At 61.1% G+C, this 14,890-nt stretch carries 14 protein-coding genes; 4 read left to right on the top strand and 10 right to left on the bottom strand.

What is annotated here, in order from left to right; all coding sequences use genetic code 11:
* Both mexE and JQF37_RS30140 read right to left on the bottom strand, forming a co-directional pair.
* Positions 1–1,254, bottom strand: coding sequence for a multidrug efflux RND transporter periplasmic adaptor subunit MexE (gene mexE / locus JQF37_RS30145; RefSeq protein WP_130209354.1), 1,254 nt, complete (start codon positions 1,252–1,254; stop codon positions 1–3).
* Positions 1,255–1,656: 402 nt separating this feature from the next.
* A complete protein-coding gene (locus JQF37_RS30140; protein WP_130209352.1) occupies positions 1,657–2,238 on the bottom strand; it encodes an XRE family transcriptional regulator in 582 nt (193 codons plus the stop codon).
* 155 nt (positions 2,239–2,393) lie between these two features.
* Between JQF37_RS30140 and JQF37_RS30135 the strand changes: the two genes are divergently transcribed.
* Positions 2,394–3,287, top strand: a complete 894-nt coding sequence (locus tag JQF37_RS30135) for a DMT family transporter (protein WP_130209431.1) — start codon at positions 2,394–2,396, stop codon at positions 3,285–3,287.
* Positions 3,288–3,616: 329 nt separating this feature from the next.
* Here JQF37_RS30135 and JQF37_RS30130 read toward each other — a convergent pair whose 3' ends face one another.
* Positions 3,617–4,108, bottom strand: a complete 492-nt coding sequence (locus JQF37_RS30130; protein ID WP_130209350.1) for an acyl-CoA thioesterase — start codon at positions 4,106–4,108, stop codon at positions 3,617–3,619.
* Between the two features lie 260 nt (positions 4,109–4,368).
* Between JQF37_RS30130 and JQF37_RS30125 the strand changes: the two genes are divergently transcribed.
* Positions 4,369–4,902: a RimK/LysX family protein gene (locus JQF37_RS30125; protein WP_204149913.1), complete on the top strand. Its 534-nt coding sequence runs from the start codon at positions 4,369–4,371 to the stop codon at positions 4,900–4,902.
* Between the two features lie 51 nt (positions 4,903–4,953).
* On the opposite strand, the gene JQF37_RS30120 is transcribed toward JQF37_RS30125, so the two are convergent.
* The 7 genes from JQF37_RS30120 to JQF37_RS30090 form a co-directional block, all read right to left on the bottom strand.
* Positions 4,954–5,715 (bottom strand): aspartyl/asparaginyl beta-hydroxylase domain-containing protein, encoded by a 762-nt coding sequence (locus JQF37_RS30120; protein ID WP_130209346.1) that lies wholly within the window; start codon positions 5,713–5,715, stop codon positions 4,954–4,956.
* A gap of 19 nt (positions 5,716–5,734) precedes the next feature.
* Positions 5,735–6,700, bottom strand: a complete 966-nt coding sequence (locus tag JQF37_RS30115; RefSeq protein WP_130209344.1) for a hypothetical protein — start codon at positions 6,698–6,700, stop codon at positions 5,735–5,737.
* A 9-nt stretch (positions 6,701–6,709) separates the two neighbouring features.
* Complete coding sequence (locus JQF37_RS30110; RefSeq protein WP_130209342.1) at positions 6,710–7,687, bottom strand: diacylglycerol kinase family protein; 978 nt, start codon at positions 7,685–7,687, stop codon at positions 6,710–6,712.
* Between the two features lie 8 nt (positions 7,688–7,695).
* Entirely contained in the window at positions 7,696–8,775 is a 1,080-nt protein-coding gene (gene lptG / locus JQF37_RS30105; RefSeq protein ID WP_130209340.1) for an LPS export ABC transporter permease LptG, read from the bottom strand.
* Positions 8,772–9,845, bottom strand: coding sequence for an LPS export ABC transporter permease LptF (gene lptF, locus JQF37_RS30100; protein WP_130209338.1), 1,074 nt, complete (start codon positions 9,843–9,845; stop codon positions 8,772–8,774). Before lptF ends, lptG begins: the two co-directional genes overlap by 4 nt.
* Positions 9,846–9,912: 67 nt before the next feature.
* Entirely contained in the window at positions 9,913–10,743 is an 831-nt protein-coding gene (locus tag JQF37_RS30095) for a nucleotidyltransferase family protein (RefSeq protein WP_130209336.1), read from the bottom strand.
* Complete coding sequence (locus JQF37_RS30090) at positions 10,727–11,851, bottom strand: N-acetyltransferase (RefSeq protein WP_130209334.1); 1,125 nt, start codon at positions 11,849–11,851, stop codon at positions 10,727–10,729. The genes JQF37_RS30095 and JQF37_RS30090 overlap by 17 nt, the downstream gene beginning before the upstream one ends.
* Before the next feature lie 363 nt (positions 11,852–12,214).
* Between JQF37_RS30090 and JQF37_RS30085 the strand changes: the two genes are divergently transcribed.
* Together JQF37_RS30085 and JQF37_RS30080 are read left to right on the top strand one after the other, a co-directional pair.
* Entirely contained in the window at positions 12,215–13,954 is a 1,740-nt protein-coding gene (locus JQF37_RS30085; protein ID WP_130209332.1) for a fatty acyl-AMP ligase, read from the top strand.
* Positions 13,954–14,862: an NAD-dependent epimerase/dehydratase family protein gene (locus tag JQF37_RS30080; RefSeq protein ID WP_130209330.1), complete on the top strand. Its 909-nt coding sequence runs from the start codon at positions 13,954–13,956 to the stop codon at positions 14,860–14,862. The genes JQF37_RS30085 and JQF37_RS30080 overlap by 1 nt, the downstream gene beginning before the upstream one ends.
* The last annotated feature ends 28 nt before the right edge of the window (positions 14,863–14,890 follow it).

Below are 14,890 nucleotides of genomic sequence, written 5' to 3'. Positions count from 1 at the left end.
TTAACCGCGTGGAGTCGCAGCAGCCAGTTTCACAGCCGTACCCGGCGCGACCTTGGCAGGCGCGACCTGGGGCAGATTGCTGGCTTCCAGCGCTTGACGTTGTTGTGCCAGGGCCGCGAGGGTTTGCTCGCTGGCCATCGGGATCACTTCAGGGGCGACTGGCGAACCAGGTCGTACCCGCTGCAGGCCCTTGACGATGATGGTGTCGTCCTTGTTCAAGCCGTTGCGCACGATGCGCAAGCCTTCGATTTTCGGACCCAGCTCGACCGCGCGGTAGGCGGTTTTGTTGTCGGCGTCCATCACCAGCACGAACTTCTTGCCCAGGTCGGTGCCGACCGCTTCATCGTTGATCAGCATGGCGTTGTAGGTGCCGCTGCCGACCAGTTTCAGGCGCGCATAGAGGCCCGGGGTGTAGCTGCCGTCGCTGTTGTCGAACACGGCGCGACCACGGATGGTGCCGGTTTTCGGGTTGACCTGGTTGTCGACGAAGTTCATCTGGCCCAGGTGCGGGTTGCCGTCTTCGTTGGACAGGCCCATGTAGACCGGGGTGGCTGCGCCGCGTTTACCCTGGCGGGCGAGCTGGGTGTACTTGAGGAACACACGCTCGTCAGCGTCGAAGTAGGCGTAGACCTTGTCGGTGGAAACCACGCTGGTCAGCGGGGTGGTATCGGCGGTCACCAGGTTGCCGGCCGTGATTTCCGCGCGGCTGACGCGACCGCTGATGGGCGCGGTGACGCGGGTGAAACTCAGGTTCAGTTTGGCCAGGTCCAGTTGCGCCTGAAGTGCGCCGACGGCGGCGCGGGCTTCTTGAGCGGCGCTGGTACGCGAATCGGCCAATTCAGCGGAGATGGCATTGCTGGTGCGCAGGCGTTCACCGCGCTGGGCTTCGTTTTCGCTGCGGGTGGCGTTGGCGCGAGCCTGGGCGACCAGCGCTTCGAGGCGGCGGACCTCAGCCTGGAACGGACGCGGGTCGATCTGGAACAGCAGGTCGCCTTTCTTGACCAGGGCGCCCTCGGTAAAGGCCACGTCATCGATCTGGCCGGAGACCCGTGGACGAATTTCTACGGTTTCCGGGGCTTCAAGGCGCCCGGTGAATTCGTCCCACTCGTTAACCGGTTGCTCTAGCACCTTGGCCACGCTGACCTTGGCCGCCGGCATCGTGGCTGCAGTTTGCGGAGCCTTGCCGCAGGCGCTCATCACCACTACGGCCAACACGGCCAACGGGAAGCGCAAATGTTTGAGTGACTGTTCCATGGATGCATCCGCCAATGTATTGAGATTGGCGAATGATGCGCGGCGGGGTTGAAGCGGACGAATCGAACGGGGCGAAGATAACTATCATTCGGAATGATGGGAGAGGCCCAGCGAGCCCTCTAGCCTGCGCCTTATACCCAGACAGGATCAACCCGGTTGATGGCATTTGTGTGTTGCCGCCTACGCAATGGTCTGGTTGGCAACCGAGTCACGACCATCGCTGGCTTGCAGCGATGGCGCCGGATGCCTTCGCAAGGCACTCAAACCAGACTGTCCGGATCCGCGAAAAACATTTTGACTGGGCTCTAGAACAACATTTTCAGGCAGAAAAATTTCAAATATGCCCCCATTGTTGCCCCCAGGTCGCTCGTGATACATGAGCGAACGAAAATGGCACCCACCTCAGGAATGCTCTATCACCATCACCGCAGTGGTGTCCGCCTCGAGTGCTTCGAACACGTGAGGCACATTCGCGAGGTAGCTGATGTAGTCGCCAGCGTTCAGCAATACAGGTCCAGTCGCCGGGCCGATATGGGCACTGCCGCTGCACAGCACCACATGCTCTACGGTGCCCGGTGGGTGGGGCTGAGACAGCCGAACTTCGCCGGGTTGCACGTTGAGCCGGTAGATATCCCGTTGTACTCCCGTCGGGCAATCGGCAAGCAGTGTCGCTGCATAATGGGCAGTCTCGGCATAGGCCGTCATACCCTCGTTGGCGCGAATCACCCGCAGGGCCTGCCGGGGTTGCTCGAAGAACCGGGTGACTTGCAAACCCATTGCCATCGCCAGCGACCACAAGGTTTCGATGCTGGGGTTACCGATTCCTGACTCCAATTGAGACAAGGTCGACTTCGCCACCCCGGCGCGCTTTGCCAGCTCGGTCAAGGAAAGCCCGGCGGCCAGGCGCTCGCGTTTGATTGAGAGGGCCAGGAGATCGATTCGGCTCGGGTTATTGTTCGGTAGCGTGTTCGTTATATCGGTCATTTGTTTTTCTAATCATCCTGAAATGGGTTGACGCTCTCGGGTGTAATGTTCAGTATATCGGCCAAAAGTTCATTATAAAGTTCGTTTTGCCGAACCAATTCCTATGTATGGTGGCTTAGGTTACGGCAATGCCAGCAGCAAGGAAGCAGTGAGTGATGAAGTCGCAAACCCGTGGGACGCTCGAAATGATTTCTGCCATGGTGATCTCCGGCACGGTGGGCTGGTTCGTCATCATGTCAGGGCAGAGCCCGGAGGCCGTGGTGTTCTGGCGTTGCTTGTTCGGCGCCATGGCCATGCTGGTCGCGTGTCTGGTGCTCGGGGTGCTGCGCCGCTCTCGGATCAACGCCCGGCAGTTCATTCTGGTGTGCCTGGGCGGGGCGGCGCTGATTCTTAACTGGGTGCTGCTGTTCAGTGCCTACAAACATTCCTCTATCGCCATTGCCACGGTGGTCTACCACGTTCAGCCATTCATGCTGGTCGGCTTGGGGGTGCTGTTTTTCGCTGAACGCCTCAGCGCCGCCAAGGTTGGTTGGCTGCTGTTGGCCTTCGCCGGGCTGATGCTGATCGTGTCCGTCAAGGGCAGTGGGCAGGCCACTGGCGCCGACTATGTGCTCGGCGTCTGCCTGGCCCTGGCTTCGGCCTTTTTCTACGCCGTGGCGGCGGCAATCACCAAGCGCCTCAAAGACATACCCGCGCACCTGATCGTGCTGATCCAGATGGTGGCAGGTGTGCTGGTCCTGGCCCCGTTCGTGGACTTCAGCAGGGTCGATACGGTCGAGGGCGCCTGGACTTGCCTGATCATTATCGGCGTGGTCCATACCGGGCTCATGTCGACCCTGCTGTACAGCGCCATCCAGAAAATCCCCACGGCGCTGGTCGGGACACTGTCGTTCATCTATCCGATCGTCGCCATCCTGGTCGACTGGGTTGCCTTCGCCCACCCGCTCGGCATCCTGCAAGTGATTGGCGCGAGCGCCATCCTGCTGGCGGCTGCGGGCATGAACTTCGGTTGGTCGTTGGGCCGCGCCTCGCGTCAGGAAGTGACGTAGGGCCTGGTGCGCCATCGCGTGCGGCTCTATTGAGCGATTAAACGCTGCTGCCGCTCTGTCCGACTTCGACGGTGCGGCAATCGCCAGGAAGGGTAATGCTCTGAGCCTGCGGCATCCGCCACCTGCGCGCGGGCGTATCGAAGGCTTTTTCCGTGGGCTGATTCTTGGCCCGCGGTTAGAAGATGGAGCGCTGCGCAGGAGAAAACGGCAACTGTTCGTCATCACCTTCCAGCATGTACTGGAGGATCTCGAGGCGGATCCGACTCAGGAGCGATATTTACATCGTTGATCCTTGGTGTTCCGGGCGGGGCTGCAGGTGAGCGAAGGGCCTAACGGGACGTGCCCAGTTCGCGTATCTCGTCGTAGCGAGCCTGCAGTTCCTGGCGCTGTTGCTTGCGTAACTGGCCCTGAGCGTAGCGACGGCGCTCGGTGAGCGTGTCGGGCAGCAAGGGGCGCACGGGGCTGGGGCGCCCAGCGCCGTCGACGGCGACCATGGTGAAGTAGCAACTGTTGGTGTGGCGCACGGTACGCTCATGGATATTCTCGGTCATGACCTTCACGCCGATCTCGAGCGAAGTGCGTCCGGTGTAGTTGACCGACGCCAGGAAGGTGACCAGTTCGCCGACGTGGATCGGCTCCTTGAAAATCACTTGGTCAACCGAAAGGGTGACCACGTAACGGCCTGCATAACGCTTGGCGCAGGCGAACGCCACTTCGTCGAGCATTTTCAACAACGCGCCGCCATGCACGTTGCCGGAGAAGTTGGCTTTGTCGGGGGTCATGAGCACGCTCATGCTCAGTTGGTAGCTGCCGGGTTCCATAGTTTCCTCATCACGGTAGGCATTGTCAGGGGTCCTTGTCGCCATGTAGGTCTGGCGCTTGAGACTTTGTCTGGGTCGCAGACGTTAACAGTCAACCGATGGAAGTAGCTATGTAACGAAGTGAAAGAGTGTATCTCGGATAAGTTAATAATTTGCCGCAGTGCGTATGTGCTCTATCGCTAAGTATAATTTAATATTGTAAATCCAGACTTAATGATAAAGTGCGCTGAACAGGGGGCGCCAGTTATTGGGCTTTATTGTTGCAAGACCTGAAATTATTATTTGCGCCGGGTGAGATAATGCGTCGCTATACCACAGTTTTAAGCAGCTTTATGTTGGCATTGATTATTCCACAACTGACCCAGGCCGCCGTTTTCGGTTGGCAGGAAAAGGCGCTGATTCAACCTGAGCAAGGGAGTGTGGAAGTCGAACTTGATCCCACTTCGCCGAAGTCTTCCATTGAAGTTCATGACCTCATCATATTCCAGAAAGATGGCGAGAATTGGGTGCGTTTCGGTGTACCGGTGATGCATGCATTGACGGGCACGACCGATTTGACGCTGGAGAGGAAAGTACTGCGCACCGAAAAATCCAAAGGCGCCTTTGGCAGCAGTCAGCATCAGTTGGTGCGGATGTCACTGTGCCTGGGTGACAAGGTATACGCCGAGGACCTTACGCTGAAAACCCACGGCAAAGGTGGTTCGCCGGTCAAACTGGGGCGTGACGTGCTTGCACACCTGGGCGTGGTGGATGCGTCGCGATTCGACACCCTCAAGCCTGATTGCAAGCCGTGATACCGCGTCAATCAGGCGCCGGGAGAGCCCCGGAGCCTGATTGGCGCTGATTTACTGGTTGAGAATCCCGCGATCCCAGTTCTGCTGATTCCTGCGCGCGTCCTGTATGAACGGTGACCACTGGATCAACTTGAGCACCACCCGGTTCAGCAACCGGCCCGGTAATGTCAAGGGCCGCTGCACATCCAGGAACAGCACTACGCGCCGCTCGTCAGTGTCGTTCCAGACCTGATGCTTGTAAGTGTCGTCGAATACCAGGCAACTGTCCTGCTGCCAATGGCGGACCTCATCACCCACCTCTATACGACACTGTTCGGCCTGTTGCGGGATGATCAGCCCCAGATGCACCCGCAGCAATCCGTTGTAAGGCCCGCGGTGGGGTGGAATGTGCTTGCCGGGGCTGAGAATCGAGAAAAACGCGGTGTACATGCCCGGGATGGCCTCGATGGCCCGTGTCGTTTCTGGGCACTGCGCGCAATTGCCGTCGATCTTGTAGCCATAGCCGTAGAGGAAAAACGTCTTCCAGCGGTCGTCCTGGGTCAGTCTGGACTGGTCCTTGGATATCTGCTGAAAACTGGGAATGGCATCGCTGTTGCGCAGCACGGCATCGAGCTCGGTGCGAATCACCGCCGACCGGGATTCCAGGTCCCGGGCCCAGGCGAAGATGGCGGGATCGAAGAACGGCGTGTTACCCACCGTAGAGCTGCGCCGTATCAGGTTTTCAAGGCGTTTGATGATCCACAGACCGATGGCGACGCTGGGACGATGTTTGCGTTTTTTCTTGGGGGTCAAAGCCGTCTTCCTGGCGGTCATGGAAAATATCCTGTTGGTTTCATGTACGAGGTCGTTGTTTCAACAGCTTCCACAGCAGCGGCCAGCAGAACACCAGCGGATAGCGGCGCAACCGCTCCGGTTGTCTGATCGGCTCGCCCCAATGGCGCTCAAGTTTCCAGATGGCGTAATCCACTCCACCCTTGACGGTAAACAGCGATTTGATCAGGCGCACCACGTTCAATGCCCGGCCTTGCACGCGCCGGATCCGCCAGTGCCGCGCCTGGCGTCGCTGCTGTTGAGCGGTGCTGTGGTTGATATACAGCTCATCGGTCATCGACCCGGTAAAGCCGGCGCCATCGACCTGGGCAGCCGCGACCAGGAGGGCGGCGAGGTAGTCTTGATTCTGCTGGGTGATCAGTGCCGGGCGATCGCTGCTTTCGGGCCGCAGTTCGGTGCCGTAGGTAAAGCTCAAGGCGCGGGTCCAGAACGTGTCGCTGTTGAAGAAGGGGGCTTGCAGGGGGACCGTTTCGCTGATCATGCGCAAGGCCGCGCGGCACACCGCTCGCTCCACGCGCAGCTGGATGGAGGACGTGCGGCTGAACACCAGGCGGCTAGGCTGGGCAAAACGCGCCCACAGGTAGCTTTGAAACCAGCTATGGGTGCCTTGTTCGAAATCGCTCACTGAGAGAATGGCGCACTTGGCGCGCAGGGTTTTGCCGGCGGTATCAGTGGTCGTGAACAGAAACACCGTGGGCGGCAGCAGGGCGTTGGCCCATTGACTGAGCCGGGAGGCGTGGATGTCCTGGTAGTGATCCACCAGGACGTACAGGTCGATCAACCCCTCATCGGTGGTGCGCGTGCGCAGGCAAGAACCGTAGAACAGGATCGCCGAGATGCCTGCGCCGAACCGCGCCATCAGCGCCTCGGTCAGTGCGTGCAGGTCCTGGCTCACCGGACGCGCCAGTTCACGGGTCACCAGCTCGAACAGGGGGCGTGTCGCCGGGTCGCGTTCAATCTCGATCATGGAGCGTCCTTACAAGGTGATGAAGCGCACGGGCAGGCTGGTCTTGATTTCAAGTGTTCCGGTCACCGGGAATATTTCGCCGTCCAGCAGGTATTCGCGCAGGTGGTCAATGCTGGCGTTTTGGGCGTTGTGGCTCAGGTAGCCGGGGTCCCGGCGCATGGCAGCGCTGGGTCGCCCGCGCAGTACGGCGGGCAAGGCCCGGCACAGGCGGGCAGGGGCCTGGGCAATGGCGGTCAGGCGCATGGGCTGGTGCTCGGTGCCCCAAAATGGCGTGCTGCCCAACAGCAATTTGTCCAGGGTGGTGGCCAATACCAGCAGCCATGGCGCCTCGCGCGTCGCGCCGTTCACCGTGATAGGGGCGTTGACGGTCGGCAGCAGATGGCTGGCCGTGCGGGAAAACAACGCCAGCAGCATGCGCACGAAGGCCGTCAATGGCCCAGCCAGCCCCTTGAGACCGGTGGGGCGAACCCGCTCATGAAAATAGCGAACGCCGGTGACGATTGAACCGGCGCCAAAGAACAGGCCGCATTGTGCTCGCCGGTTGTGTGAGTCCGACACTTGCAGCACGGCCGTGGGCCTCTCGAGCGCGGTGTGGTCGTCACGGGTCAGCCAGCGCGTCAGTGCCTTGATTGCCTTGAGTGGGCTGCCACGCAACCCGATGGCATTGGCACTCATGTTGGTGGTGCCCGCGGGGACGATGAACACCTTGGGAACTGTCGCCCCAGGGGTTTGCAGCAGGCTGGTCAGCGCCGCCTGCAGCGTGCCATCCCCGCCCACTACCACCAGCAAGTCGTTTTCCATCAGCGCCCAGCTGGCGATGGCGGTCTCGATCTCGGCAGGGGTGCGCACCTGCGCGAAGTGGGCGCGAGGCAATCTATAGATCAGGCGGCACAAGCGTACCAGCTGGCGACGAACGCGCCCGCTGAGGGGGTTGATCAAAACGCCGATGCGCCGCGGCTGAGCAATTGAAGGTGAGTTGATGTTCATGACGTTGCCTAGGCGTTTCGGTCGAAGCGATAGACCAGCATCAATGCCGCACCCAGAATGAACAGCGGTGGCAACAAGGTGGTCAGCAGCGGATTCAGGGCAAACAGCAGCCCCAGGTTGACGATGATCTGATTACCCACATAGGTCAGCAGACCGACGACAGCGCCCACCGCCAGGCGGCTGCCCATCCCGGGCGCGCGCTGTTGCACGAAGGTGAAGGGCACCGCCAGCAGGATCATCGCCAGCGTCAGGATCGGCCGGCCGAACTTCTGCCACAGGGCGATGCTGTACTGATCGACCGGTTGATCGGTGGCCTTGAGGAAGTGGATGTAGCGGCTCAGTTGTTTGATGGAAAAACTGTCGCTGGGCAGGGTCAGTTCCTTGAGATGAATACTGGAAAAGATTGACGCCCATTGCAGGCTATCCAGCTCGCGGACCGTTTCTTCGCCGTTGCTCCATTGCTTGAGGTTGACCTGGTTGAGCGTCCAGTTACCGTCGCGGGATACGCTGGCGTTGTCGGCGTGAATGTAACTGGCCAGGGTGTTGTCCGGGTTGTAGCGGAATATCTCGATGCCCATGGGCAGGTTGTGCGCTGCCACGCTGTCGATCCTGGCGACTTCGTTGCCGCGCCTGGCCCAAAGCGTGCCCTTGGCATTGACTGCCTCATCGGAGCTGGTGATGGCGGCGTTGCGCATCTGCAGGCCCCGCTGCTGCAGCGGGGAGGCCACCCATTCATCCAGTGCTGCCAGACTGGCGGTCAGCAACACGCCTGCGGCGACCGCCGCCAAGGCAATGCGCACGATGGACACGCCGGCCGCGCGCAGGGCCGTGAGCTCCTGACCTACTGCCAGATGGCCCAGGCCGACGATGCCGCCCAGCAGGGCGATGAAGGGCCCCAGGTCGATCAGACGACGGGGTAGGGTCATCAGCACCACCGCCACCGCCTGGGTCCAGCGGTAGCCGCCAGCGCTGACATTGTCGAGTTCGTTGATCAGATCAAAAGTCGTGAACAGCGGAATCAGCAGCGCAGCGGCAGCAGCGAAACCCACGAACACGTTCCTGACCAGGTAGCGCCCCCAGATGCTCATCGCGAAACCCTCGGCAGCAGCCGCAGGTCACGGGCAATCAAGGCCCCCAGGCCAACCAGCATCAGCAGGGGGACCAGCCACAGGCCCGGGGTCAGGGGCAGGACGGTATTGGCTACCAGCGTGCGGCACAGGTTGCCGCCATAGAAGATCACCGTGAACAGAATCGTGATCGGCATCAAGGTCGAGAACCGGCCTTTGCGCGGTGCGGTCCGGCTCAGCGGCACGGCCAGCAGGGCCATGAGAATGGCATTCAGGCCGCGGCTTTCACGCCATTGCAGTTCGGCCTTTTCCTGGGGCAGGGATGACATGGCCAGCACCGCGCTGGGGGTGGATTTGCGTTTTGACTCATCGGTCGGTTCCATCGGCTTGAGGTGCAGCAGCAACTGTTTGAAATTCAGTGTGCTGTCGTTGCTGCCGCGATGCTCCAGCATATAACTGGTGCCCTGTTGCAGGGTCAGCGCCGGCGTCGTGGGGTCGGGATCAGTGATGGCCGCCACGGTGGCGCGCAGCACGCGGCTTTTGCCTTCGGCCGGGTCGTAGATCAGCGCGTCGGTGAGTTGGTTGGTGTCCGCGTCGATGCGCTGGGCCAGGATCATCCGGCCGTTGTCGTCGTTGAGGTTGAAGCGTTGTGCCTGCAGGTGGCTGACGTCGAGGTCGGATCGCGATTGCTGTACCAGCCGATAGGTTTGCGTATAGGCCCAGGGGCGGCCGTAGAACGACAACGCGGCCACCGCCAGGGCCAGGGGCATGGCGATGATCAGAATGGCCCGGTAGATACGCAACGGGCTGGCACCGGAAGCCATGATGGCGGTGATTTCCGAATCGCTGTATAGCCGGCCCAGTGCGATAGCCACCGAGGCATACAGCCCGACGGGCAGCAGCATCTCCAGCGCGATCAGCACTTTGTAGAAAACGATGTCGAAGACCATCCCCAGCGCCAGGGTGCCGTTGGCGGCCTCGGTCAGGTAGCGTTCAGCCGAGTAACTGGCGAAAACAAAGGTCAGGAAGCCGACCATCGTCGTCATCGGACGGCGTACTTCGGCAATGATGTAGCGCTCGATCGTAAGCATGTACCGCAAGCCTTCAACGCGGCATCAGCCGTGCGTAGTAAAAAGGGGAATGGAACGGGTGAGTTGGTCAGGCCGCAGGGCGCCCGTGGTCCTTGGCCATCTCGCGCAGGGTGCGCTCCACCAGGGCGAAGTCGTTGGCTGAATCCACATCCACCGCCGCTTCCGGGAAGGGCATGACCACGGCGCCCACGCGCGCGCCCAGCACCCGGGAAAGCTGCTTCAGCGCATGGTTGAGGGACAGTTCGCCCAGCAGGTAGCGCACGGTAGCCAGTGGGCCCAGCGCCCGGGCCACCACCTGTCGGGGACGCTTGCGCGCTTCTTCCATGCCACGCCAGTACTGCGCCACCTTGGCGCCCTGTGGGGTGAGGAAGGCGAACAGGTTGCTGCCGCAATACGGGCCACCCTTGAGTCGGATGGCCGTTCTGGCCGTGCCAGGGAATCGTTGCAGCACTGTCTCCAGGGGTGTCACCGCAACCGCCACGTCACAATCCAGGGTGGCTGCCTGGGTGAGGAAGTAGTCGACCATGTCACCGCGCAGCAGGGCATGGTCGGCGGTCGTCACCAACAGTGGCCAGTGTTGTCGCATGGCCAGGCCATGGACGACGCTTGCCGCCGGGGATGCCTGGGGTTGCAGAAAACTCACCTGCTCGCCGAGGATCAGCGACCGCACATGGGCGTCCCGCTCCAGCAGTGCCAGCGAAGGCCCGATCAACGTTACCCGGCCAACCTGGGCGCTGTCGTGCAAGGCGCCCAGCACACGGTGCAGCATTGGCACGCCCGCGATTGGCGTCAGCGCCTTGCAGCCTGCCGAGCCCAGCGCAGCCACCGGGTCATGGCCATGGCGATCCGCGCCAAGCACCAGCGCGTCGAAACGCGGCCGCTCAGATTGCTTTTTCATACAGACGGTACCGTTTGTAGGGGGCGGCACCGATGCGATCCAGAATAGCCCGCATACCGGTGTTGGTTTCCAGGATCCAGGACATTTCCAGTGCTTCGATGTCACGTTTCTCGAACGGCGCCTTCAAGGCTTCGATCAGCAGCAGTGCGATGACCGGCCCCATTCGGCTGAACTGGTACTGCTGTCGCACGCCCATCAGCGGTACCCGCGCGGTGCGTACGCCACTGACTTTCAGACGCCACAATAGTTTGGCCCAGCCCAATGGCAGCAGGCGCCCATCCAGGTCGGCGATGGCTTCGTTGATGTTGGGCAGGGCAACGATGAAGGCACAGGGCTCACCGTCGACCTCGGCGATGTAGATCATGTCTTCGGGCACCAGGAATTTCAGTTGCGCGCCCATCTCATCGAACTCACGTTCGGTGAACGGTACAAACCCCCAGTTTTTCTGCCAGGCATCGTTGAACACGGTGCGTAGTACCTGCATTTCCTGCGCGAAACGCTTGCGATCAAGCTGCCGGATCTTGATTCTGTTGCGCATGGAGCCCATCAGTGATGTCAGCGCTGGGGTGAAGGACAGGTCCGTGCGGCGCATCCAGTAAGCCAGCAGGTCCATGCCCTTGGCGTAGCCTTGCTGTTCCAGGCGTGCGGCGTAGTAGGGCTTGCCATGTTCCATCAGCGCCGACGGCGGTGTATCGAACCCGTCGACCAGCAGGCCGCTTTCCTGATTGATGTTCAAGCCAAACGGGCCGGTGATCCGGTGGGCGCCCTGTTTGCGCAACCAGGTTTCCGCCGTCTGAGTCAGCAGGCTGAACACGGCCTCGTCATCGATGGCGTCGAGCATGCCGAAATGGCCAGTGTCCATGCCGTGCAGATCACGATGCAGCGAATCCACCTGAGCGGTAATACGGCCCACCACTTCATTGCCGCGTCGCGCAATCCAGGCCTGCCAGTGAATGTGGTCCGATGCCGGGTTCTTCGCCGACAGATGTTCGATACGTTCCACATGCAGGGGTTGGACCCAGTGGGGATCGTCTGCGTACAAGTGGGAGGGCAGGGAGATGAAGGCTTTCAAACCAGCCTTGTCGCTGACCTGTTCTATGGAAATCATGACTGACCTAAATCCAACTAACTTCGAGGGGCATTAATTCAATTAACGCAACGCACGGCTGATCACCGCAAATGCGGCGTAAATGAAACCGTTATTAACTAAATTTGTACATAAAATTTTCATCGCTGTTTCAGATGGCGGGTATCTGATAAATGAATAGTTGTTCAGAAAACAACTCCTGTTAATCTTCGCGCCGAATTTCGATTCAATCAGAACTTGAACACTGCGCAGGCAACAATCGCTTGCTGGCTGCGGCGCAGATGCGCTGTTTCCTATCTTATTGTCGCCTGATAAATGCATCGGCCAAATGAAACGTTGCGGGTGGATTTGCCGTCATGCGGTCAGGCCGAAGGTTCACATCTAATGGCTGTGCTGTATATGTCAGAAACAAGCTCAAATCATTCCATACCCATGCGTCACGCGGACTTTGAAAGTCTGGTAGAGGCGTTGGACTATGCTGCCACCGGTCAGACCGGCATGAACTTTTATGACCGACGCAGTCAGTTGGTCAGTTCGTTCGAGTACCGCATGCTGAAACGGCGCGCCCTGATGGGCGCACGTCGCCTGCTCGGCCTGGGGCTGGTGCGGGGCGACCGGGTGGCGCTGATCGCCGACACCAATGTGACGTTCGTCGAAGTGTTCTTCGCCTGCCAATACGCGGGGCTGATCCCCGTGCCGTTGCCCATTCCCATGGGGGTTGGCCAGCATTCATCCTACGTGGACAAGCTGCGTGGGTTGCTGAGCAGTTGCAGCCCGGCCGCGGTGTGCGGTGGCGAGGAATGGCTCCCCCTGGTGCGGGAGGCCGCCGCCGATCTGCCGCCAATGCCTTTGCTCAGTGGCGCCGACATCGACGCGCTGCCAGAGGCCGAGGTCGAACTGCAGGCGCCTGGCGCGGACGATGTCGCGTACCTTCAGTACACCTCGGGGAGCACCCGCTTTCCTCGTGGCGTGGTGATTACCCAGCGCGCGGTCATGGCCAACTTGCAGGTTATCAGTCGTGATGGCATCAAGCTGCGCAAAGGCGACCGCTGCGTTTCATGGCTGCCTTTCTATCACGACATGGGCCTGGTGGGGTTCGTCCTCACACCCGTCGCCACTCAATTGTCGGTCGACTACCTGCGCACCCAGGACTTCGCCATGCGCCCCTTGCAATGGTTGAAGCTGATCAGCCGCAATCGTGGCACCGTGTCCGTGGCGCCACCGTTCGGTTACAACCTGTGCCTGCGGCGTTGCAGCGACAAGGACCTGGCCGAGCTTGACCTGAGAAGTTGGCGGGTCGCTGGCGTGGGCGCCGAGCCGGTACCGTTCGAGGCCCTGACGCAATTTGCCGAACGTTTTGCGGCAACGGGTTTCGCGACAGGGACGTTCATGCCGTGCTTCGGTCTGGCGGAAAGCACCCTGGCGGTCAGCTTTGCCGACGCCACCAAAGGCCTGCGGGCCGATGTGATCGATCGCGATGTACTGGAGCACGACGGCAAGGCCGTACCGCCCACGCCACACACACGTGCCGTCAGCACGTTCGTGAACTGCGGGGCGGCCCTGCCCGGGCACCGGCTGGAAATTCGCAACGCCCAGGGTGAGGTGCTCGGCGAGCGCGAGGTAGGGCAGATCTTCATTGCCGGCCCCAGCCTGATGAGTGGCTATTTCCGCGACCCTGACTCGCAACTGCAGGCCTCCCAATGGCTGGACACCGGCGACCTGGGTTACTTGTTCGAGGGCGATCTGCATGTCACCGGCCGCAAGAAAGACCTCATCATCATTCGCGGGCGCAACATCTGGCCCCAGGATATCGAGCATGTGGCCGAGGGCGAGCCTGACGTGCGTCCGGGCGATGCGATCGCCTTCGTGACGGCGCGCGGTGATGAGCCAGTGGTGGTGATGCAGATCCAGTGCCGGGTGGCCTCGCCCGCATCGCGCGAGCACATGGTCCGCTCGCTGTCGGGGCGCATCCAGAGTGAATTCGGCGTCAGCGTCGACATTCAACTGGTGCCGCCGCAAAGCATCCCGCGTACCTCATCCGGCAAACCGGCACGTGCTGAGGCCAAACGTCGCTACCTGAGCATGCTCGACGACCTCGCGTTGCCTGCCGTGGCCATCGCCTGATGAGTCAGACCGTGGCAATCACAGGGGCCACCGGCTTTATCGGCCGGCGCATTCTGCACGCCCTGTTGGCGCGCGGTATCGCCGTGCGTGCGTTGACCCGCCGATCGGTGGCGAACCTGGACGCCGTGACGTGGGTGCGCGGGTCGCTGGAAGATGAAGCATCGCTGGCCAGGCTGGTCAGCGGCGCCAGTGCTGTCATCCATTGCGCTGGCCAGGTGCGTGGTCGCAGCCGCGTAGTGTTTCAGCGCTGTAACGTCGAGGGCACCCAGCGCCTGGTGCAGGCAGCCAAGGCTGCCGGTTGCGAGCGTTTCCTGTTGTTTTCTTCGCTGGCTGCCAGGTACCCGCACCTGTCGTGGTACGCCGAGTCCAAGTTCGACGCCGAAGTCGCCGCCCTCGAGGCAGCCGCCGACATGCCCCTCAGCGTTTTCCGGCCCACGGCCGTCTATGGGCCAGGCGACAGCGAATTGCAGCCGGTGCTGTCGGCACTGCTGCGTGGCTGGCTGCCCCGGCTTGGCCATGCCGATGCACGGCTGTCTTTTCTGCATGTGGAAGACCTGGTCCAGGCGACCCTGCGCTGGCTCGACGCGGAGGCCATTCATGCCGTGCGCTACGAAATCAATGACGGTGCCAAGGATGGTTACGGTTGGAAGCAACTGGCCGCCATGGGGGCGCTGATACGCGGAGGGCCGGTACGCCTGATCGGTGTTCCCACAGCCTTACTCTTGCAGCTGTCACGCCTGAACCTGGCCTGGCATCGCCTGGCCGGCGGCGAGCCCATGCTGACGCCGAGCAAGGTCAACGAGCTTATCCATCCCGACTGGTCATCCAGCAACCGCCATATCTCGAAGGACCTGGGCTGGTACCCGGCCATCGAGCTTGAACACGCGTTGCGTGAACGGTTGTTTTGATCCCACTTTCATACAGATATCAGACTCT

The sequence above is a fragment of the Pseudomonas sp. MIL9 genome (assembly GCF_016887925.1).
GTDB classification, from domain to species: domain Bacteria; phylum Pseudomonadota; class Gammaproteobacteria; order Pseudomonadales; family Pseudomonadaceae; genus Aquipseudomonas; species Aquipseudomonas mohnii.
This window is presented reverse-complemented; position numbering and strand designations above follow the sequence as displayed.

Bases quoted from the DNA above. Each gene is read 5' to 3' on its own strand.
- JQF37_RS30135 (WP_130209431.1), top strand. From the start codon at position 2,394: ATGAAGTCGCAAACCCGTGGGACGCTCGAAATGATTTCTGCCATGGTG.
- JQF37_RS30080 (WP_130209330.1), top strand. From the start codon at position 13,954: ATGAGTCAGACCGTGGCAATCACAGGGGCCACCGGCTTTATCGGCCGG.
- JQF37_RS30110 (WP_130209342.1), bottom strand. From the start codon at position 7,687: ATGAACATCAACTCACCTTCAATTGCTCAGCCGCGGCGCATCGGCGTT.
- JQF37_RS30115 (WP_130209344.1), bottom strand. From the start codon at position 6,700: ATGATCGAGATTGAACGCGACCCGGCGACACGCCCCCTGTTCGAGCTG.
- JQF37_RS30140 (WP_130209352.1), bottom strand. From the start codon at position 2,238: ATGACCGATATAACGAACACGCTACCGAACAATAACCCGAGCCGAATC.
- JQF37_RS30090 (WP_130209334.1), bottom strand. From the start codon at position 11,851: ATGATTTCCATAGAACAGGTCAGCGACAAGGCTGGTTTGAAAGCCTTC.
- JQF37_RS30085 (WP_130209332.1), top strand. From the start codon at position 12,215: ATGGCTGTGCTGTATATGTCAGAAACAAGCTCAAATCATTCCATACCC.
- JQF37_RS30095 (WP_130209336.1), bottom strand. From the start codon at position 10,743: ATGAAAAAGCAATCTGAGCGGCCGCGTTTCGACGCGCTGGTGCTTGGC.
- JQF37_RS30130 (WP_130209350.1), bottom strand. From the start codon at position 4,108: ATGGAACCCGGCAGCTACCAACTGAGCATGAGCGTGCTCATGACCCCC.
- mexE (WP_130209354.1), bottom strand. From the start codon at position 1,254: ATGGAACAGTCACTCAAACATTTGCGCTTCCCGTTGGCCGTGTTGGCC.
- lptG (WP_130209340.1), bottom strand. From the start codon at position 8,775: ATGAGCATCTGGGGGCGCTACCTGGTCAGGAACGTGTTCGTGGGTTTC.
- JQF37_RS30120 (WP_130209346.1), bottom strand. From the start codon at position 5,715: ATGACCGCCAGGAAGACGGCTTTGACCCCCAAGAAAAAACGCAAACAT.
- lptF (WP_130209338.1), bottom strand. From the start codon at position 9,845: ATGCTTACGATCGAGCGCTACATCATTGCCGAAGTACGCCGTCCGATG.